General features: G+C 37.1%; 16 protein-coding genes and 1 riboswitch. Of the genes, 10 read left to right on the top strand and 6 right to left on the bottom strand.

Features of this window, described 5'->3' with window-relative positions:
- Window positions 1-96 precede the first annotated feature (96 nt).
- Window positions 97-218: riboswitch (SAM riboswitch) on the top strand.
- Window positions 219-324: 106 nt separating this feature from the next.
- Both AC0L6O_RS05615 and AC0L6O_RS05620 read left to right on the top strand, forming a co-directional pair.
- On the top strand, window positions 325-1,617 hold the full coding sequence (locus AC0L6O_RS05615; protein WP_473306949.1) for an O-acetylhomoserine aminocarboxypropyltransferase/cysteine synthase family protein: 1,293 nt from the start codon (window positions 325-327) through the stop codon (window positions 1,615-1,617).
- A 57-nt stretch (window positions 1,618-1,674) separates the two neighbouring features.
- Window positions 1,675-2,688, top strand: a complete 1,014-nt coding sequence (locus AC0L6O_RS05620) for a homoserine O-acetyltransferase family protein (RefSeq protein ID WP_473306952.1) — start codon at window positions 1,675-1,677, stop codon at window positions 2,686-2,688.
- Here the strand turns inward: AC0L6O_RS05620 and AC0L6O_RS05625 are convergent.
- Window positions 2,669-3,331: an alpha/beta hydrolase gene (locus tag AC0L6O_RS05625; RefSeq protein WP_473306953.1), complete on the bottom strand. Its 663-nt coding sequence runs from the start codon at window positions 3,329-3,331 to the stop codon at window positions 2,669-2,671. The genes AC0L6O_RS05620 and AC0L6O_RS05625 overlap by 20 nt on opposite strands.
- Complete coding sequence (locus tag AC0L6O_RS05630; RefSeq protein ID WP_473306954.1) at window positions 3,328-3,696, bottom strand: group III truncated hemoglobin; 369 nt, start codon at window positions 3,694-3,696, stop codon at window positions 3,328-3,330. Before AC0L6O_RS05630 ends, AC0L6O_RS05625 begins: the two co-directional genes overlap by 4 nt.
- Window positions 3,697-3,757: 61 nt before the next feature.
- Here AC0L6O_RS05630 and AC0L6O_RS05635 point away from each other — a divergent pair, with 61 nt between their 5' ends.
- Both AC0L6O_RS05635 and rlmB read left to right on the top strand, forming a co-directional pair.
- On the top strand, window positions 3,758-5,053 hold the full coding sequence (locus tag AC0L6O_RS05635; RefSeq protein ID WP_473306956.1) for a GWxTD domain-containing protein: 1,296 nt from the start codon (window positions 3,758-3,760) through the stop codon (window positions 5,051-5,053).
- Window positions 5,026-5,841: a 23S rRNA (guanosine(2251)-2'-O)-methyltransferase RlmB gene (rlmB, locus tag AC0L6O_RS05640; protein ID WP_473306958.1), complete on the top strand. Its 816-nt coding sequence runs from the start codon at window positions 5,026-5,028 to the stop codon at window positions 5,839-5,841. Before AC0L6O_RS05635 ends, rlmB begins: the two co-directional genes overlap by 28 nt.
- 150 nt (window positions 5,842-5,991) lie before the next feature.
- Here rlmB and AC0L6O_RS05645 read toward each other — a convergent pair whose 3' ends face one another.
- On the bottom strand, window positions 5,992-7,359 hold the full coding sequence (locus AC0L6O_RS05645; protein ID WP_473306960.1) for a phosphatase PAP2 family protein: 1,368 nt from the start codon (window positions 7,357-7,359) through the stop codon (window positions 5,992-5,994).
- Between the two features lie 135 nt (window positions 7,360-7,494).
- Between AC0L6O_RS05645 and dnaG the strand changes: the two genes are divergently transcribed.
- Window positions 7,495-9,462 carry a DNA primase gene (gene dnaG / locus AC0L6O_RS05650; RefSeq protein ID WP_473306962.1) on the top strand — a complete coding sequence of 656 codons (1,968 nt, stop codon included), beginning with the start codon at window positions 7,495-7,497 and terminating at the stop codon, window positions 9,460-9,462.
- On the opposite strand, the gene AC0L6O_RS05655 is transcribed toward dnaG, so the two are convergent.
- The gene (locus tag AC0L6O_RS05655) at window positions 9,433-10,107 is read right to left on the bottom strand and encodes a hypothetical protein (protein ID WP_473306963.1); all 675 of its coding nucleotides are present in this window, start codon (window positions 10,105-10,107) and stop codon (window positions 9,433-9,435) included. The genes dnaG and AC0L6O_RS05655 overlap by 30 nt on opposite strands.
- 258 nt (window positions 10,108-10,365) lie before the next feature.
- On the opposite strand from AC0L6O_RS05655, the gene AC0L6O_RS05660 reads away from it, so the two are divergent.
- A complete protein-coding gene (locus AC0L6O_RS05660) occupies window positions 10,366-12,936 on the top strand; it encodes a zinc-dependent metalloprotease (RefSeq protein ID WP_473306965.1) in 2,571 nt (856 codons plus the stop codon).
- 129 nt (window positions 12,937-13,065) lie between these two features.
- Window positions 13,066-15,651, top strand: coding sequence for an OmpA family protein (locus AC0L6O_RS05665; RefSeq protein ID WP_473306967.1), 2,586 nt, complete (start codon window positions 13,066-13,068; stop codon window positions 15,649-15,651).
- On the opposite strand, the gene AC0L6O_RS05670 is transcribed toward AC0L6O_RS05665, so the two are convergent.
- Both AC0L6O_RS05670 and mutY read right to left on the bottom strand, forming a co-directional pair.
- The gene (locus AC0L6O_RS05670) at window positions 15,648-16,118 is read right to left on the bottom strand and encodes a single-stranded DNA-binding protein (RefSeq protein WP_473306969.1); all 471 of its coding nucleotides are present in this window, start codon (window positions 16,116-16,118) and stop codon (window positions 15,648-15,650) included. The genes AC0L6O_RS05665 and AC0L6O_RS05670 overlap by 4 nt on opposite strands.
- 38 nt (window positions 16,119-16,156) lie before the next feature.
- Entirely contained in the window at window positions 16,157-17,191 is a 1,035-nt protein-coding gene (gene mutY / locus AC0L6O_RS05675; RefSeq protein WP_473306971.1) for an A/G-specific adenine glycosylase, read from the bottom strand.
- Window positions 17,192-17,380: 189 nt separating this feature from the next.
- Here mutY and AC0L6O_RS05680 point away from each other — a divergent pair, with 189 nt between their 5' ends.
- The 3 genes from AC0L6O_RS05680 to AC0L6O_RS05690 all read left to right on the top strand — a co-directional run bounded on the left by AC0L6O_RS05680 (window position 17,381) and on the right by AC0L6O_RS05690 (window position 20,380).
- Window positions 17,381-17,665, top strand: coding sequence for an HU family DNA-binding protein (locus AC0L6O_RS05680; RefSeq protein WP_111371231.1), 285 nt, complete (start codon window positions 17,381-17,383; stop codon window positions 17,663-17,665).
- A 4-nt stretch (window positions 17,666-17,669) separates the two neighbouring features.
- Complete coding sequence (locus tag AC0L6O_RS05685; protein WP_473306973.1) at window positions 17,670-18,488, top strand: tetratricopeptide repeat protein; 819 nt, start codon at window positions 17,670-17,672, stop codon at window positions 18,486-18,488.
- Between the two features lie 335 nt (window positions 18,489-18,823).
- Window positions 18,824-20,380: an Rne/Rng family ribonuclease gene (locus AC0L6O_RS05690; protein WP_473306975.1), complete on the top strand. Its 1,557-nt coding sequence runs from the start codon at window positions 18,824-18,826 to the stop codon at window positions 20,378-20,380.
- The last annotated feature ends 11 nt before the right edge of the window (window positions 20,381-20,391 follow it).

The raw sequence follows: 20,391 nt of genomic DNA on the forward strand, positions 1-20,391 counted from the left end.
AAGCTTTAAGAAAGTCATTAGATGTCTTGGAAATTAAATAACCAAGAACTTATATTTGCGACATCATTCTTCAAGCGGATTTCCCGCGTAAAGATTGATTTATAAAGATGAGGGGAGAGAATAGGCTCTACGAACCTCGGGCAACCTGTCCCGCATAATGCGATAAGGTGCCAATACCTACCTAACGGTGCAATAAATGCCCTTGGGACTTATAAACCAGTCTGTGATTTTCAAACAATCCTGTTGGTTTTATTCCGATATTCGGGAGCTTATGCCTTGTGTTTGGGGTATATGATTTAAAACTATTAAAAATTAAAATTGGTTATGTCTGATTTAAAATTTGAAACGCTACAATTACACGCAGGTCAAGAAATTGACCCAACTACTCTTTCAAGAGCAGTACCTATTCACCAAACTACTGCCTATCAATTTAAGAATTCCGAGCATGGAGCTAATCTATTTGCTTTGAAAGAATTCGGGAATATTTATACCCGAATTATGAACCCGACTAATGACGTCTTTGAAAAAAGAATGGCTGCATTAGAAGGTGGAGTGGCAGCATTGGCTACGGCTTCTGGTCACTCAGCTCAGTTTTTAGCTATTAATAATATTACTACTGTAGGAGATAACTTTGTAAGTAGTTCTTTCTTATACGGTGGTTCTTTTAATCAATTCAAAAACTCATTCAAAAATCTTGGTGTAGAAGCAAGGTTTGCTAACGGAAATGATATTGACAGTTTCGAAGCATTGATTGATGAGAAAACGAAATTACTTTATGTAGAGTCTATTGGAAACCCAGGTCTTAATGTACCTGATTTTGAAGGTTTAGTAGCTTTGGCAAAAAAGCATGACTTGCCATTATTTGTTGATAATACTTTTGGTGCAGGAGGTTCTTTGGTTCAACCTATTAAATTAGGAGCTCATGTGGTGGTAGAGTCGGCTACTAAGTGGATTGGCGGTCATGGTACTACCATGGGTGGTGTAATTATTGACGCAGGAACCTTTAACTGGGGAAATGGTAAGTATCCTCAGTTTACTGAGCCATCTCCAAGTTATAATGGTTTAGTAATGAATGACGTTTTCGGAATCGGTGGACCATTTGGTAATATTCAATTCATTATCAGATGTAGAGTAGAAGGCCTTAGAGATTTTGGTCCTGCACAGTCTCCTTTTAATTCATTCATGTTATTACAAGGGCTTGAAACACTTACTTTAAGAGTGGAAAGAACTTGTGAAAATGCAATGGGCTTAGCGGAATGGTTATTAGCTCACCCAGAAGTGGAAGGTGTAAGCTACCCAGGTCTTGAAAGTCATCCTACACATGATTTAGCTAAGAAGTACTTAACAAGAGGTTTTGGTGGTGTACTTTCTTTCAACTTGAAAGGAGATAGAGCTAGAGCTGAGAAATTTGTGAATTCATTGAAATTGATTTCGCATTTAGCTAATGTGGGAGATGCTAAAACATTGATTATCCACCCTGCAAGTACTACGCATTCGCAGCTTAATGAGCAAGAGCAGTTAAAAGCTAATGTTTTACCAAATCAATTAAGAGTTTCTTTAGGTATAGAGCACATAGATGATATCAAAGCTGATATTACGCAAGCTTTAGAAGTCTAATTTTTAATGCACGGTCAAATATTTTGACCGTGCATTTTTTCGTACTTAAGTCTATTTATGTTAAAATATCATACTTTTAATCACCGAGCTCCCATTCACTTAGAAGATGGTGAGTTTTTGCCAGAATTAGAATTAGGCTACACCACGTATGGTGAGCTTAATGAAGAAAAAAGCAATGTAGTATGGGTGTGTCATGCTTTTACGGGTAACGCAAACCCTTCTGATTGGTGGGCAGGTCTGATTGGTGAAAACAGACTTTTTAACCCGCAAGAGCACTTTGTGATTTGTGTCAATGTGCCCGGTTCACACTATGGTAGCTCAAATCCGTTGAGTGTTAACCCAGAAACGGGAGAACCTTATTTCTTCTCTTTCCCAATGCTTACTATTCGTGATGTGATTCAATGTTTTGAGTTACTGAGAGAAGACTTAGGTATTGAAAAAATTAACACTTTAATGGGTGGTTCTTTAGGAGGTCAGCAAGCTATTGAGTGGGCGGTAAGTAACCCAGATTTGTTTGAGAATGTAATATTGTTTTCTACCAATGCTATTCATTCGCCATGGGGGATTGCTTTTAATGAAAGCCAGCGAATGGCTATTGCAAGTGACCCAACTTGGCAAGAACCGCATGAAAATGCTGGAAAAGAAGGTATGAAAGTAGCACGAAGTATTGCTCTACTTTCTTACAGAAATTACGAAACATATAATAGAACGCAGTCGAGAGACGAGGGACAAATAAACTTTTTTAGAGCGAGTACCTATCAAAGTTACCAAGGCGAAAAAATCAAGAAAAGATTTAACGCTTATTCTTATTGGGTTTTGAGCAGAATGTTCGATTCGCATGACGTGAGTAGGGGAAGAGGAACCATTGCCGATGCTTTATCTTTGGTTACCGCCAAAACGCTGGTAATTGGAATTTCTTCGGATATGCTTTTTCCTATTTCTGAGCAGGAGCGTTTAGGTGACTTAATTCCTAATGCTACTTTTGCGAAAATAGACTCTACCTATGGGCATGATGGCTTTTTGATAGAGTTTGAGGAAATGACCAACGTTATTAAGACTTGGCAATCTTAGCCATTAATTCCTTTAAAACTCTTGGGTGAATTACATGATCACCATCAAATTCAATGATGCTTGGTGAAATTTTATCAGTCAGATTGACTAGCATTTTATTCTTCATTTCTGGATGATTGACAAAATAGAAATCACTACTGCCATAAACATAGTAACAATCCGTTGACGCTAGCTTTTGGGGTTCAATTACATCCTCAATTCCGTTTCCGAAGAAACCTGCCCAAAGTACAAGATTGGTAGCTGTAAATTCAGTTTGATTTAGCCAACGACAAGCTGTGGTACAGCCTTGCGAAAAGCCAAGAACGCTAATTTTTACATTGTCAATATTAATTTCACTGGTGACTTGCGTCAAAAGAGCATTGAGGTAATTAATATAATCTTCCGCCTCTTCCTTTTTCATTTCTCGGGTAATCCAGCTAGCACCTATTCTTTCATATTTATCATTTAGGTAGAATCTTGATAAACCTTCAGGAACGATAATTACCGTTTCCTCATCTTCCATAAACTTGAATCGCTTTCCAAAATAGGAGGCCAACTGTCCGTAGCCATGCAGGCATATCCAGATATTTTTAGTCTTTTGGCTAACTTCACCCAGTAAAATATAACGTGCAGTTCGCTCTATTTTTATCTTCTGATAATTCATTGACGGTTTAATCTTGCGTTCATCATTTGACCTAATTCTAAAGCCTTACTCTTTACAAATTCTGCTTTTTCGCCAATGAAAAGTTCGTCAACAGTTCTAAACCAATGCGAAAGCCAATGCTCAAATAGTTCGGTAGTGATAGGGTGGCTCTGGTTTTTCTCTATGTGAACCCACATTAATCCACCTTTGTAGCCTCCTGTTTGGAAAAGCCAGTTGTCCCAAAAATTATAAGTTCTTTCTAAATGACGCTCCCATTGTCCGGGTGGCATCACAAAAACCGGAGCCATTTTAGGGTCGTCATGAACGTATTCGTAGAATTTGTTGACAAGGTTTATAATATCGGTTCTATTTTCAATTTCTTTCATAAAATAATTATGAGCCCAACTATTCGTTCTTTAGTATATGTTTATATTTGAGGATAAAGTTATGATACAAAAGAGCTACTTACATACATTATTGGTCTTTTTGATGTTGGGCTTTCTGTCTGCGTGCAAAGTGCAAAAGAAAACCGCTGTAAATGGTGATGCTTCCGCATTACAACGAAATGTCAAAAAAGACGTGGAACCATTAATTTCTGCGATAAAAACGGACTACATCCTGAAAGATTCCTCCATGATAGTAATGTATCTGAAGGTTGATTTTGAAAACTTAGCAGGAAGCGGCTTAACCTCGGTAGCGGCTATAAATAAGAAATTTAAAACCAATTGGGCTTATAATCCATCTGCAGGTATCAAAGAAAAATTGGAATCTGGCCGAGTAGAAATGGATGCCAACAATGCGGAATTAGATGGCAACAGACTTTATCTTAAATTAGAAATTCCAAGATTAAGAGAATACGCAGAAGCTATTTTTGCTTTAGAATTTATTGACTTATCAGCGTCTAGAAAGTTTACAAATCAAACGCTTATTGATTTTAATGGCATAAGGCCAAATCATAGATACGGTTTGTTTGTCAATGGTAGCGATAGACCTACTTTTGAATCTTTTGTTTTGGCGGGTACACCTATTGCTTTTAAAAGCATGAATGGTAAGCCGCAGCCACTTTATTTGAAACGGTATTCTTCAGAAAGTTTGGCGGCACTTTCTCCTATGAGCACTTCTAAAAGAGACGAACTTACTGGTTTTAAAGAAGAAGAACTAATAAGTTTTATGTCTGGCGAAACGCTGAATTTGTCAAAAGAAGGTACTTATGTACTTTTAGATAGCAATGAAGGCGTTAAAAATGGTTTTGGATTTTTGGTAGTAAATAATCGATATCCACGTCTTACCAAAGTAGAAGATTTGGTAGAACCGCTTATTTACATGAGTACCAATGATGAGATAAAAGCTTTAAAGGAAACAGAAGAATTTAAGGAGTCTTTAGATTTATATTTTTTAGCCATGACGGCAGGGAAAGAGTCTTTGGCGAAGCAAATAATCAAGTCTTACTACAGAAGAGTAGAAAAGGCAAATGATTTATTTACAACATATAAAGAGGGTTGGAAGACAGATAAAGGAATGATTTACCTAATTTTGGGGTCACCGTCCAGAATTCAAAGGTCGGGTCAGAGAGAGGTGTGGTTGTATGCACAGAGTGCCAATTTTTCTGAAATAATATTTACATTTTATCGTAAACAAAATCAATTTAGCGAGGACCATTATGAGCTAGTAAGATACCCAGAATATGGGGCATACTGGTACCCGTTTGTAGAAGCATGGAGAACAGGAAGCGTTTTGGAGTAAAGCAGGATTCATTTCAGCAAAAAACTAGATTTCATAAGCCAGTACCTAAACAAAATACAGATGATTTTGTGTTTGGTGTTCAGTCTGTTTTGGAGGTTTTAAACTCTGAAAAAGATGTAGAAAAGATATTGATTCAGAAAGGCTTTTCGCATGACGAGGTAGAAACCTTGGCAAGAGAAAAGAATATCGGGATTCAGCGTGTGCCAGTAGAAAGGCTTAATAAGGTAACAGGAAAGAATCACCAAGGAGTGATAGCTTATGTGTCTGCCATTAATTATGCTAGCCTTAGTAATGTTATTGCTACTTCTTTTGAAACTGGTAGAACACCTATCGTTCTTATTTTAGATAGAATAACTGACGTTAGAAACTTTGGAGCCATTGCCAGAACTTCTGAGGCATCTGCAGTGAACGCCATAGTGATTCCAACTAAAGGAGCGGCACAAATCAATTCGGACGCAATGAAGACCTCTTCTGGGGCTTTAACGCATATTCCGGTTTGTAGAGTTAATGAACTTACAGCGGCGGTAAAAGAGCTTCAAGAGAGTGGGTTTACGGTAATAGGCTGTACGGAAAAAACAAAAGATACTTATTTTAGACATGACCTTACAGGGCCTTTGGCTATTGTGATGGGTTCTGAAGAAGATGGTATTTCTGACGAATTGATGGAGAAATGTGACATGCTAGGTAAAATACCAATGCTAGGCAAGGTAGGCTCATTAAATGTATCTGTGGCCTGCGGTGTTTTACTTTATGAAACCAACCGTCAACGAATGAGTGTAGAAGAATAAATCAAAGTCTTTAAAGAGTAAGGGATGCCATTTTAATAAATAGCATCCCTTTTTTTATAGAGTTTTTATATAAAAAAGTCCAATCGAATTTTAATTTGATTGGACTCTGTATCTCTTAGCAAGACCTTATTTTATGATGTCAAACTTTCTCTAAAAAGCTATTCTAACTGCAGTACTATCTGTAGCTGGCATACTGTTAAGATTAATGTTTAAAACGTTATTTGCAATCTGAATTCCTTGGCTTGTCCCACTTTCGGTAGACATTCTGTAATGTATACCTGCGTAAACTGGAGCTACCTTAGCTTCTTTAATAAAGTCTGTAAAGTTTTTGTATGCTCTTTTCGAAGATGAGCTTTGATTAGTAATTTCAAATGTATACTCCTCACCAAATTCATTTGCTAAAATGGTAGCAACGGCCGAAACTAAAGAAGCTTCTTCAGATGTATAATCTGGAGCGGCTATAGCCTCTTGTAGTGGAGACCAGCTAGGGTCAATCGCTTGATTAATGTATGTCTCTGGTCGCATTAAATTATTTCCAAACTTACTTTTCCAAGAACTTACTAGAGCATCATGCATAGCAAATGTAACTTTTAGATACAGTTCTAGAGCTTGGTCTAACTTATAATTTTCCTTAGTAATTAATTTTGAAACTAAGGCTAACTGATTTCCAGCTTGTGTAACCGAGCCGTGGGGCATTTCCCAGAAATCCATGATTTCTTTTTGACCAACACTTAGTGAGTTTACTGTAACATATGTATCATATGCTTGAGCAAAAAAGGTTGAATTTTCGTCAAAAGAAAAGGCTTCAGCTGCAGGTGCTCGGAAAGAGCTATTTGCTGAGACAAAACTTCTTACGTCTCCCCATTTTGGTAAAAGAGGTCTATTCTTGTCTCCAGTTGGCTTCCATGAAGAAACAGAATTGAAAAGAGAATTACTAAGAGGATAATTATTATCGTAAGCTAGGTGACCTCCGTCTGTTTTGGCATAGTTCCAAATAGCGTTTGCCATTTCAGCTCCAAACCTAATAGAACGCTCTATGGCATCCGTTCCAATACCAACCTTTAAAGTTTGCTCATATTCCTTTTTAAGGTCATCCATCTTTGTTTTGTAAACATCGCTGGTAGTTCCATAAAGGAGTTTCATTAAGGTGTGCTGTGAAGCATTCACAGCGATTGGCCAGTTATACTCTAGGTTTTCTTCAATAACCGGGATGTTATCAAAACCTTGTAATTTTCCAGCTAAACTCTGTTTTCCAGATATTCCTGGTGCAGCAGATTCATAAGCGGCAAGTGCAAGGTAAGCCATGCTTCTGGCAGCTACAGGGCCTTCATAGCCTGGCGTAGCTTTAATTACTTCTAATTGAAGTCCTGCATAATCATTTAAGATAGCAGCGGAGTAATTAGAAACTGGCGTTGAAATTTCTTCTTGAATTGGTTCGGCGTCATCAGTGCCTTTATTACATGAAGTAGCAAGTATAATGGTCAATCCTACGAGTAGGAATGATTGTATTTTAGTCATAAACTATTAGTTTAATTCGGCAAAAACTAGGCAAATACCTTGCCAGTTTGACATTTAATTGTGGCTTATAGCATTAAGAATTATATGATTTCTTGATTTCATTTTATCTGAGGATGTTTAACACTAATTTTGGGTATGATTCCTCAGGATACCATTCAGCAGATTCTGCAAGCCGCAGATGTGGTAGATGTAGTTGGCGATTTTGTTTCTTTAAAGAAACGAGGTGCCAACATGATTGCGTGTTGCCCTTTTCATAATGAAAAAACACCTTCTTTTTCTGTTTCGGCTACCAAGCAGATTTATAAATGTTTTGGCTGTGGCAAAGGAGGAGATGCCGTTAGGTTTATTATGGACCTAGAGGGGCTCAGTTACCCCGAAGCTCTAAAATGGCTGGCAAAAAAATACGGAATTGAAATAAAAGAGAAAGAGTATACCGATGAAGAACTCTTAGCTCAAAATGAAAGAGATAGTCTTTTTATAGTCTCGGAGTTTGCTCAAAAGTACTACGCGGAGCAGTTAAAATCTGATGAGGGAAGAAGTATAGGTTATAGTTATTTTAAGGAAAGAGGCTTTAATGATGCCACTATAGAGCGATTTGGCTTAGGCTATAGTCCAGATGCTTGGGATACTTTTACTAAACACGCATTAAAGAGTGGTTTCTCGCTTCCAATCTTAGAAAAGGCAGGTCTAACTATTATCAAAGAAGGTAAAGACCCAATTGATAGATTTAGAGGTAGGGTGATTTTTCCTATCAATAATGTGGCAGGGAAGCCTATCGCTTTTGGAGCGAGAATTTTAAAACCTAACCCAAAATCTCCTAAATACCTTAATTCACCTGAAACAGATATCTACCATAAGAGTAGAATTGTCTATGGAATCTATACCGCTAAAAATGGTATTAGAAATGAGGACAACTGCTATTTGGTGGAGGGATATACAGATGTAGTTTCTCTAAACCAATCTGGTATTGAAAATGTGGTGGCTTCTTCTGGAACCTCACTTACCAAAGAGCAAATTCAACTAATCAGACGATTCAGTACTAATATTACGGTCTTATATGATGGAGATGCTGCCGGTATAAATGCATCTTTAAGAGGAACAGACCTTATTCTAGAAGAAGGAATGAATGTGAGGGTGGTAGTTTTTCCTGACGGAGAAGACCCTGATAGTTTTGTTCAAAGTGTGGGTTCGGAAGCCTTTAAAACTTATGTCACTGAAAAGTCAAAAGATTTTATTCGTTTCAAAACGGAAGTTAGTTTAGAAAAGGTAGGCAACGACCCTGTAGCTAAGGCGGGTTTGATTAGTGAATTGGTAGAGACTATTACTAGAATTCCTGATGCTATAAAGCGAGCAGTTTTTTATAAAGAAGTAGCGACACTCTTACAGATAGACGAAACTGTTTTAATAAACGAGGGAAATAAGCTTTTAAGAAAAAGTACTAGCGATAAAAACAAAGCTAAGAATAGGTTTCCCGGCCCTCCTTCAGATGGAGATTTGCCACCAGATGATTTTTTTATAAATCCTCCAGATGATTCTTCGGGTTCTTCAAGTGGCAACGAAGAACATAATTTATCATCTTCAGTCTCTTATAAAGAAGAGCTTTTTGTTAAAGATTTAGTGTGCTACGGAAGTGCAGTGATAGAAAAAGACCCAGAAACAGGGGAGGAGGTTCGTTTGGCAGATTACGTTTTACACGAAATTGGAGATGCTAAATTCCAGTCGGTGCAGTTAAATAAAATACTCGAACTATATAGGGAAGAATATGAGGCTGGAAGATTGCCAGAAACGTCATTTTTTACTTCTCACCCTGATGAGCAAGTTCAGAAAAAGGTAGTTGATTGGCTTTCGCCTCCGTATGAGTTGAGTGAAAGCTGGAAGAAATATGAGATTTTCATTAGAGACTATGTGGATAGCCTTGATGATTTGAGTTATCGGAATATTCTTAGAATAAAGAAGGAACGTTTTGAAGATGATTATCTAAGATTAATTGAAAAACTTGAGTCTTTAGAAGACACCGATGAGCAGGAAGAGGTCTTACTTCAGGCAATGAAAATCAAAAAGCTTGTTCAGAAATTAGCTGACCAGTTGGGGTCTGTAATCTGACATTAAATACTTTTTAACATTATTATGAAACTGATTAATAATCATTTCATGAAGAAAAGGGTAGAGCTTTTCATCTCTGAATTTTGAGTCACTTTTATAGCGAGTATCATGAATAACCCTCGTTTTATTCTCTTCTAATTTTTCAAACCTAATATACTGTGAACCAGAAGATTTTCCGCCCTCCACATAGCATAGTTTGACCATTTTTTCTTTTGGAGAGACTTTGCTTACATAGTGCGTTACAGCTAATTTGAAAAAGCCAAATAGTAATTTTATCACTATGAAAATTAACTGGTCATCTTTTAAGCCATCGTATTTTTCTCCAGCATAAGAAATATTTCTAGGCTTGGAGTCAAAAGCAAAAGAGAATGATAATTTACTGCCACACCAAGAGGTAGAAGGTGGTACAGTCATGTATCCATCCCAAACAGTTTCAATATCAAAGTCTAGATCATAAGACTTACTGTGTAAGTAAAAGTCTTTATCAACACCATCTATGTAGCACATAGAATTCATGCCTTCTAGGTCTCCAAGTGTTTCTAGTTTATTATCTTTAAGATAATTAATGGTTTCTTCCGAGCTTATTTTACTTTGGTCAATCAAAGTTTCGGAAGAGATATTACTTATAGTACTTTCTAAGGGCATCAATAAAAGGTCTAGATAGGGTATTTTTTGACTCGGTGGCAATATGCTTCAAAATATTCAAAAAAACCAAAAGCTAATATAAATTTAGCCTAGTTCAATTGTCAATTGACCAGTATTTTGATGAATAGCAACGTTAAAAAATACAAGAATATTGAATGCGAGTAAAGACTAAATTATATTGCGATTTAAGTTATTGATGCAGCTTTATCTGAAAGCTCTTGTCAATCAAATATCATATAAACCTTAAACTGTTATAAAATGAAATTTCAAAAGGCAATACTTCTTGCCATGTGTTTCTTCGTGTTTTTTGGAGCTAACGCTCAAAAGAAAAAAAAGAAGAAAGAAATGGAAGCCATAGCCCAAACTGTTTCCGATAGTTTGGCGAAAGCTAAAACCCCAGAAAAGAAAAAGAAAGGTCCAAAAGACTTTAGTGATTTTATTGATAGCACCGCTGTGAGTCAAAATGGACTTTTTAGTGTCCATTTGATGAATGATAAGTGGTATTTTGAAGTATCCGATACTTTGTTAGGTAGAGAGATAATGACAGTTTCTCGTTATTCTCAGACGGCGGCTGGTGGTTCTATTTATGGAGGAGAGTTGGTGAATAGACAGGTGGTGAAATTTGAAAAAGGTCCTAAAGACCAGTTATTCATGAAGTCTATTTCTTACATCATCATGAGTCCTGATAGTACCAAACCTATTGCAACAGCAGTTAGGAATTCTAGTGCCGACCCTATCATTGGAGCTTTTGAAATAAAAGCAATAAAGAATGATACGGTTTCTGGTCTTAAATCATACGTGATTGATATGACATCGACCTTTGATGGAGATGAGCAAGTTTTCTCTTTGAGTCCAATAGACAAGCAAAGGCTCAATATTACGAGTATAAAAAAAGACAGGTCTTATATTGAAAATATAAAAACGTACCCGATAAATACAGAAATAAGAACCGTTAAAACTTTTGGGGTTTCTACTCCAAGGTTGCAACTAAAGCCATCTCCATCGGTTGGCCGTTATTTACCAGCTTCAAGAGATGCGGGTGTGGTAACTATGGAGTTTAATACATCTTTCTTGGTGCTTCCTAAAGTACCAATGCGTAAAAGATTGTTTGACGCAAGGGTTGGTTATTTTGCTAATCAATATGATGTTTTCAAAGAAGAGTCTCAAAAGTCTGATTCAGATGTATTTGCGGTTCGTTGGAGATTGGAGCCAAAAAGTAAAAGTGACGCGGAACTTCAGAAAGCAGGAGAACTGATTGAGCCTGCTAAGCCAATTGTATATTACGTGGATCCAGCTACGCCAGATAAATGGAAACCTTATATCAAAGCAGGGATTGACGACTGGAATGTAGCTTTTGAGCAAGCAGGTTGGAAAAATGCGATTAGAGGAGAATATTGGCCAGAAGGTGATACCACTATGAGTTTGGAAGACGCTAGGTTCTCTGTTGTTAGGTATTTTGCTTCACCTATTTCTAATGCCTATGGGCCTAATGTACACGACCCGCGAAGTGGCGAAATACTAGAAAGTCATATTGGGTGGTACCATAACGTCATGAGATTGTTAAGAAACTGGTATTTGGTGCAAACAGCAGCCGTAGACCCAAGAGCTAGGGAAATGGAGTTTGATGATGATTTGATGGGTGAGTTAATTCAGTTTGTATCATCTCATGAAGTTGGTCATACATTAGGTTTGAGACATAATATGGGAGCGTCATCTGCCACACCAGTAGAAAGGCTTCGTGATGATAAATGGTTGGCGGAAAACGGACATACTTCTTCTATAATGGATTATGCCAGATTTAACTATGTGGCTCAGCCAGAAGATAGTGTTACGCACCTTTTTGCAGGTATTGGAGCTTATGATAAATGGGCTATAAAATGGGGTTACAGTTATTTTGCAGACACAGAAAACGAAGAACAAGAAAAGCTGATTCTAAACGAATGGACCAAAGAGGCCTACAAGACGCCAAACTTAAGATTTGGTACAGAAATAAGCCCTTACGACCCAAGATATCAAACAGAAGATTTAGGTGATGATGCCATGCTAGCATCTTCTTATGGAATTAAAAATCTAAAAAGAATAATTCCTAATCTGGAGAAATGGAGTGCAAAAGATGCAGAATCTTACAAGGAACTTGGTGAATTACATGGCCAAGTAGCCACCCAGTTTAAAAGATACATGGGACATGTAACCAAGAATATTGGTGGTGTTTATGATACGCAAAAAACCTACGATATGGAGGGTGAGCAATTTGTGGTGGTGCCAAAGGCAAAACAAAAAGAGGCTGTAGCCTTTTTAAATGAGCAACTGTTCAAAACTCCTGAATGGCTTTATCCTTCGGCTATTTATAGCAAGACCAAAGCAGAAACAGGCTTAGAGGAAATTAAGAGCACGCAGGCAAGGGTGCTTGGTCAAATACTGAATGGCGAAAGACTGGCAAGAGTTATGGAATATAGTGCTATGGATGCAGGAAATTATTCTGTAGATGAGTTATTGACAGATTTGGAAAATGGAATTCTTTCTGAAGTTAAAAGCAGAACAGTAGCAGACCAATACAGAAGAAACCTACATAAAGTTTATGTATCAGAGTTGATAGGCTTATTAAAACCAGGGAAAGCGGTTCTTAGAACCGTTCCTGTAGGCGTTACTTATGGCTTTCAAGGCAGCACTATTGATTTAAATCAAACAGATCTTCCTTCTATTGCTAGGGGGCATTTAGTTTTGTTAAAAACGAGGCTTACTGCTGCTCAGCGTACTTCCGATAAATTGACTTCTTATCATTATAAAGATTTATTAGAAAGAGTGACTTTAGCTTTAGACCCTAAATAGACGCTAGTCATTCTCGATATATGAAATATGCCATCAGAACCTGATGGCATATTTTTTCATTTTAGGTTATCTAAGGCACGATTTTTGCATAGTTTTGCGTTAAGGTCTTAACTTAAAAAACCTGTTCGTTTGAATCGCTTACTTACTATAATATTACTTTTTATCTCATGCATGACTTTTGCTCAAAGTGGCAATTGGCAGGTAGATAAATTGGCGAAGGATTATGCCAAACTATCTTACCAGAGGGTGATTAGCGATGCTAAAAACATTTTGAAGAGAGATAACTCTCTAGACGAATCTCAGAAGAAAGAGGTGCTTACTAAGTTATCTTATTCACTGTATAATATCAATGATTACAAGCAGGCTGAAGAGTACTTTTCACTTTTGGCATCATTAGTGAGGGGCAATTCTGAAGCAGATAAAGATGTTCTGGCTAAGTATGCCAAAGTATTGGCTGGGAATGGAAAATATGAACAATCTTCTAAAGTTTGGTCAGAATATGGCGAAAATAGTCCAAATAGCAGAGCAAGTGATTTTAAAGCCTTGCAATCAAATATCCAAGCCTTAAAAAGAAATTCAAGTAGTTATCAAACCTACTTTTTGCCAATCAATACCAATAATGCTGATTTTAGCCCAACCGCTTATAACGACGGTTTGGTCTTTGTTTCTGCTCGTTCTAAAAACTCTCCAATAAAACGAGTTTTTGCATGGGATTACTCTCCTTTTTTAGATTTATTCTTTATAGAAGATGAGGGGCAGCTAGAGTCTGAAGATGGTTCTACAAGTGCCGGTTTAAGCTCAAGTTCTTATGATGCTGATGCTACTGCAAGTTTAAATGATTCTTATAGGCAACACACAGCCAATGATGGTCCAACCCTTAGTTTTAAAACTGCTATGGGTTTTCAAACCAAACCAAAGTTAGCTTCCGATGAATTTAGTGGGAAGTTAAATTCTACATATCATGAGGGGCCGTGTCAGTTTTTTGATAATGGTGAGCGTGTTATTTTTACTAGAAACGGTATCAAAAACTTGTCTTACGAGTCAGATGATGGTTTAAATAGAGTGCACCTTTATTTGGCAAAAAAGATAGGTAAAAATTGGGGTAATTTAGAAGGCTTTCCATTTAATGATGGGAATTACTCTACTGGTCATCCCGCATTTATGCCAGGGGAAAAAACACTCTTCTTTGTGTCTGATATGCCAGGTGGATATGGCGGTACAGATATTTATTATTCAAAACTGGAGAATGAAGAGTGGCAAACTCCAAAGAATGCTGGTCCCGAAATTAATACGGACGGCAATGAGATGTTCCCATTTATTGACGAAAGTTATAATCTTTATTTCTCTTCTGATGGACACCCTGGTTTAGGAGGCTTAGACTTATTTACTATCACTTTGAACGAAAATGGAGAGGTAGAGAGTGGGCTACATAATTTAGGAGAGCCCTTAAATTCGTCATTTGACGACTTTGGAATTCTTAGTGATAAGGATTTTAAGAAAGGATATTTTAGTAGTAATCGTAAGAGAGGAGGTTCTGATGATGATATTTATAGATTCACTAGAACTGGCGAGAAATTAGGCTGTAAAGATGCATTGCTTTCGGTAGTAGCAGATGAAAGGCCTGTAGCTGATTTGTCATTCATTTATTACGAACTGAGTGATAAAGACAATGTACAGAAAGGTAAAACGGACAGTAAGGGGCAGATGGAGTTATGCCTAAATGCAGAGTCTGTTTATTACTTTGAATTTGCAGATACAAGTTATGTGAGTGCCGGGAAATATATTGATACCAAAGGTATTTCTGACTACCGTGTAAACCCTATTGACATAGTGTTAGAAAAGCCTCAGGAAACCAATATTCTCAGACCGCAGGTTTTAGTAATGGGAAGAGAGCGGGACCTTTCTAGAATTGATAAGTATAGAGGTGTTATCTTTTTGGGGGATGTAGATAAGGGAGTAGAAGGGGTAAGGGTTCGTTTTGTTAATAAGTGCACGGGAAGGGCGTCAGAAGTTGTTACTTCTGATGATGGTAAATATAGCTTTAACAGAGACCCTGCTTGTGATTATGAATTTATCGCGATAAAGGCTGGTTTTGCAACCAACTATGAATTTGTTCCTATGGAAGATAGGAGTGCTATTAGAGCTAATCCTTCGGTATCAAGCACGGGTACTGGCAGTAGCAATAGGAGAGGTAATAGTACTGGGAGTGGTGGCTATAATGATAGTGATGCCTCTGGAGTTTCTGGGGTAGGAACTTCGAGAAGTAAATCGAATACAGGCTCTTCAAATTCAAATACAACTAAACGAGAGTCGAACTCGTTTTTTGACCCAAGAATTTTCAAGGTAGGTGATTTTGTTAAGCTTGATAATATTTATTACGAAACCAAAGATTTCAAATTGGCGTCTAGTGCTCAGCAGGATTTAGATCAATTAATTCTAGTGATGGAATCATATTCAGATATGGTTATAGAAATATTTTCTCATACTGATTCTAGAGGCACATCCAGAAGTAATTTACTTCTCTCTCAAAACAGGGCAGATGACGTGAAAGCTTACCTAGTAAGAAAAGGGATTGCATCTTCTAGAATTAAGGCAGTAGGTATGGGAGAAAAATACCCTGTCAATAAATGCAAAGACGGCGTTCAATGTACTGAAGCTGAATATCGCAGAAACAGAAGAACCGAATTTAAGATATTACAGATAGAAAGAATTTAGAAAGGAAGGTCATCTTCGTCAGAACCAGTAATCATCTGAGAAGCTGGCTCAGAAGGTTTGTTACTTGTGCTTTGAGTGTTCTGATTACCGTAAGTGTTTCCGCTGCTTTCTTGTGCACTATTGTTGCCAGAAGAAGGTCTTCCACCTAGCATTTGCATTGAGTTGGCTCTAATTCTAATTCCAGTTTTTTCTTGACCGTTTTGGTCAGTCCATTTCTCGTTTTTTATTTTTCCTTCAATATACAGCGGGTCACCTTTTTTAACGTATTGCTCCACTACATTGGCTAGCCCTTCCCATATCTCTATTCTATGCCACTCTGTTTGGCTTTGCTTTTGACCAGTTCTGTCGGTATAGCTTTCTGTGGTAGCTAGTGAAAAGTTTGCCACTTTAGCTCCGCTAGGAAGCGTTCTTATTTCTGGGTCTCCACCCACGTTGCCTATAAGTAATACTTTATTTAATCCTGCCATGGTATTCGATTCACTTAATGAAAATTAAAGATACGGTTCTATTTAATATTGTCCAATAAATACTTCTCGATGAGCTTGTGCTTTGGCAATTGCTCAATATTGTAGCTAGAATAGAAGTCCTTTGCTGGTAGTTCTTCCAGGTTATCCACTTCTATTGGCCAAAACCTAGCAAAGATATTCTGATGGCTGAGTACTTGTTTTGAGTTTATGGGAGTACCAATATTTTTAATGTTCTTTAGCCAATTTGGAAAACTTTTTTCTAATGCAGTAATATCTTCGATAGGTGTTTCTGTTTCAATAAGCAGAAATTCAAAAAGTCCAATCCAGATGTCTTTCTTCTCTCTCTTAACTAAGTATGTTTTGTCTTTATTGTTGATGACTAGATAGTTAAAGTGCCTGTCCCTGCTCTTTTGTTTTTTTAGCTTCACTGGGTATTTGTCATGACTCTTGTTTTTTAAAGCCCCGCAATGGTCCGATATTGGGCACTCTAGGCAAAGTGGATTTCTCGGCAGACAGACTCTAGCTCCAATCTCCATAATTCCTTGATTGTAGTCTGCTGGGTTATCTGAAGTAATTAGTTTTTGGGCTAATGTGGCAAATTCTTTTATGCCTTTTGAACTATTTATGGGAGTTGCAATTTCGTATACCCTCGAAAGGACTCTGTAAACATTTCCGTCAACCACAGCTCTCTTCTCACCATAGGAGATAGATGATATAGCTGCAGCGGTATAAGCACCAATTCCTTTTAGTTTTAAGAGCTCTAAGTAGTTTTTTGGGAACACACCCTTTAAATTTTTACTAATATATTGAGCTGTAAAATGGAGGTTTCTGGCACGTGAATAGTAGCCCAAACCTTGCCATGTTCTTAGTACCTCTTCTTCGCTGGCATTCGCCAAATCTTCGACGGTTTTAAATTTTCTAACAAACTCGTTATAGTACGGTAAACCCTGTTTAACCCTTGTTTGTTGCAAAATTATCTCGGATAGCCATATTTTATAAGGATCGAGAGTTTTTCGCCATGGCAGGTCGCGTTTGTTTTTTTGATACCACCCGATAATTTTTGTTGAAAGCATAAATGCCTAAATATTATTGTTTAAGATGTTGTTTTGATAACTCTCTTGTAGTAAATTGAGTAGACGAAAATATCATTATTAATTTGTGTGTGTAAAATCTATTGGGCTATCTTTGCGAGCCCATTAAAGTATTCGAGATGATAAATCATCTTAATAATCTCTTAATTATAACTAAAATTTTTTAATAAAGTGACTAAAGCAGAAGCAATTGCAGTGATATCTGACAAAACTGGTATTGATAAGGCCAGTGTATCAACAACACTAGAAGCCTTTTTCGTAACAGTAAAAGACACATTAGGAAGCGGAGAAGCTCTATACGTTAGAGGGTTTGGAAGTTTTGTCAACAAAAAAAGAGCCGCTAAAAAGGCCAGGAATATTTCAAAGAAAACAACGGTTACAGTACCCGAGCATCATATCCCTAGCTTTAAACCAGCTAAGGAGTTTGTTGATATGATCAAAACTAACATCAAGTAATTTTATGTCTGGCGGATTGAAACCTCAAAACCATTTTGGTATTATGTTATTGGTAGGAGCTATGCTTACAGCAGGGCTTTATTTTCTACCTAAAACTGTTATTAGCACCGACGGTGATTCAAAGGAGCAATCCGCCAGTACTATTTCTTCATCTGAAGATACTGAAAGTCACACAGTTCTTAGCCCAGAGCAAGAACAAACACTTACTTCAATTAAAAACTCGGAAAATCTGACCGAGGAAGAGATGAACCAGTCATTGGTTAATTTCTTTAGTGAACAAAGCATTTTTGATAGTGCAGCTTACTATTCAGGCGTTTTGGCTCAAACTAGCAATACAGAAGCTAGTTGGTTACAAACCGCAGATTTTTATTACCAAGCATATTCGTTGACGCTAAATCCTATCAAAAGAGAGGAGATGGCAGAAAAGACCAGAGAAGTTTATCAAAGGGTTTTAGAGATTAACCCAAATCAACTTCAGGCAAAAACGAATATTGCTATGACTTATACTACATCAAGTTCGCCAATGCAGGCTATTTTGATGTTAAGACAGGTGCTTGACGAAGACCCGAAGTTTATTCCAGCCATTATGAGTATGGGTGCATTATCTATGCAGTCTGGGCAATATGATAAGGCTGTGTCTAGGTTTCAGCAGGTTTTAGGTCTGTCACCTACTAATATTAATGCAAAGCTGGGTCTTGCTTACAGTTTGATAGAAACTGGAGAGAGAGACCAAGCGAAAGAGATTCTTTTAGAAGTTTCAAAATTTGATGTTGGCGAGGTATTGCAAAATGAAATCGACAACACTTTGAAAAGTTTAAACTAATTTCTACTTTTGCGATTCGATAATAACTGACCTTTTCCCAAAGGGGTTGTTTTCAAAGAAATTATTTTTAAAATTGCCCAGTGGGATAGGGTATTTAGCTTATAAATTATGCCTTGCGGAAAGAAAAGAAAAAGACATAAAATGTCTACTCACAAAAGAAAGAAGCGTTTAAGAAAAAATAGACACAAGAAGAAGTAGTCTTCTTTGCAACTATAGATTTCAATCTTCTTAAGTAAACTAGCAGTGAGCAGAGGAGCTATTCATATAGATCTACCTGTTTACTGCTTTTTTAGTTTTATCTAATATAATTTATCACCCTTAATTCTAACTCAAATTTGAGCAACGAATTATTTATAAGTTCCACGCAGAAAGGTGAGCGGATAGCTCTTTTGCAGGACAAACGTCTTATTGAATATCATTTCGACAACGCAGAGAGTCACTTTGCCGTTGGAGATATATATTTAGGGACGGTGAAAAAAGTTGTTTCGGGTCTAAACGCCGCTTTTATTGATATTGGTTATGAGAAAGACGCCTTTCTTCATTACCATGACCTAAGCCCGAACATCAAGTCATTAAATGCCTATACTAAAGGTATTTTGAATAAAAAGCCCTTTAGCACAAAACTAAAAGGTTTTAAGCTACAGCCTCAAATTGATAAACTTGGTAAAATTACTGATGTACTAACTAAAGGGCAACCTATTTTAGTACAGGTAGTTAAAGAGCCAATTTCATCAAAAGGCCCTAGACTCTCTTGTGACATATCAATAGCTGGTCGTTACGTGGTTTTAGTACCATTTGCGAATGCTGTTAATATTTCAAAGAAAATTACTAGTAAGCAAGAACGTCAAAGACTTCATAAATTATTGTACTCTGTCAAACCAGATAATTTTGGGGTGATTGTTCGTACAGTAGCAGAAAATAAAGACATTCAAGAGCTTCAACGTGATTTAGAAGAGTGTATAGAGAAATGGGAAGCTGGGATAAGAGCATTGAAAAATGCGAAATCTCGTGATAGAATTGTTACTGAAATGGATCGTGCAGCTTCTCTTTTAAGAGATATGCTGAACGATGATTTTGACAATATAGTGGTTGATGATAAAGAAAACCATGACAAAATCAGTTCGTTTCTTCAAAGCATAGCTCCAGAAAAGGCTAAGATTCTAAAATACCATAACAGTACCAAATCAAAGCTTTACGAGCAATATGGTATTGAAAAGCAGCTAAAATCATGTTTTGGTAAGTCTGTTAGTTTACCTAGCGGTGGCTATTTGATTATTGAGCATACAGAGGCTTTGCACGTTATTGATGTTAATAGTGGAAATAAGTCGACCAAAGAGGAAGACCAAGAAGCCACAGCCATTAATGTTAATAAGGAAGCTGCTAAAGAAATAGCTAGACAGTTACGCCTAAGAGATATGGGTGGTATTGTGGTAGTTGATTTCATTGACATGAAAAAGGCTCAAAACAGACGTGAAATAAACGATGTTTTGAAAGCTGAGATGAAAGGTGATAGGTCAAAGTATACCATACTACCAATTACCAAGTTTGGCTTAGCCCAAATTACTCGTCAGCGTGTAAGACCTGAAATGAATATTATTACCAAAGAGAAGTGCCCTACATGTAGTGGAACTGGTAATATTCAAGCTAGTATTGCGGTTACGGATACTATCGAAAACAACTTGGAGCATTTGATGGAGAAGCAAAATGAATCTGGTGTAAGTATGATTCTTCACCCATTTATTTATGCTTATTACAAAGAAGGTTTAATATCACGTCAGATGAAGTGGTTTATGAAGTATAAGAAATGGATAAAGCTTACTAAAGATACGTCTTTAGGAGTTACAGATTTCCATTTTATCAATTCACATGGAGAAGAAATAGAGCTTAACTAAAGCTGGAAAAA

Source organism: Arcticibacterium sp. GJ41-1, assembly GCF_055808875.1.

Excerpts from the sequence above, each read along its gene's own strand:
- AC0L6O_RS05655 (WP_473306963.1), bottom strand. The coding sequence starts at position 10,107 with ATGCCCTTAGAAAGTACTATAAGTAATATCTCTTCCGAAACTTTGATT.
- AC0L6O_RS05630 (WP_473306954.1), bottom strand. The coding sequence starts at position 3,696 with ATGAAAGAAATTGAAAATAGAACCGATATTATAAACCTTGTCAACAAA.
- mutY (WP_473306971.1), bottom strand. The coding sequence starts at position 17,191 with ATGCTTTCAACAAAAATTATCGGGTGGTATCAAAAAAACAAACGCGAC.
- rlmB (WP_473306958.1), top strand. The coding sequence starts at position 5,026 with ATGGAGAACAGGAAGCGTTTTGGAGTAAAGCAGGATTCATTTCAGCAA.
- AC0L6O_RS05615 (WP_473306949.1), top strand. The coding sequence starts at position 325 with ATGTCTGATTTAAAATTTGAAACGCTACAATTACACGCAGGTCAAGAA.
- AC0L6O_RS05645 (WP_473306960.1), bottom strand. The coding sequence starts at position 7,359 with ATGACTAAAATACAATCATTCCTACTCGTAGGATTGACCATTATACTT.
- AC0L6O_RS05620 (WP_473306952.1), top strand. The coding sequence starts at position 1,675 with ATGTTAAAATATCATACTTTTAATCACCGAGCTCCCATTCACTTAGAA.
- AC0L6O_RS05670 (WP_473306969.1), bottom strand. The coding sequence starts at position 16,118 with ATGGCAGGATTAAATAAAGTATTACTTATAGGCAACGTGGGTGGAGAC.
- AC0L6O_RS05625 (WP_473306953.1), bottom strand. The coding sequence starts at position 3,331 with ATGAATTATCAGAAGATAAAAATAGAGCGAACTGCACGTTATATTTTA.
- AC0L6O_RS05660 (WP_473306965.1), top strand. The coding sequence starts at position 10,366 with ATGAAATTTCAAAAGGCAATACTTCTTGCCATGTGTTTCTTCGTGTTT.
- AC0L6O_RS05635 (WP_473306956.1), top strand. The coding sequence starts at position 3,758 with ATGATACAAAAGAGCTACTTACATACATTATTGGTCTTTTTGATGTTG.
- dnaG (WP_473306962.1), top strand. The coding sequence starts at position 7,495 with ATGATTCCTCAGGATACCATTCAGCAGATTCTGCAAGCCGCAGATGTG.
- AC0L6O_RS05685 (WP_473306973.1), top strand. The coding sequence starts at position 17,670 with ATGTCTGGCGGATTGAAACCTCAAAACCATTTTGGTATTATGTTATTG.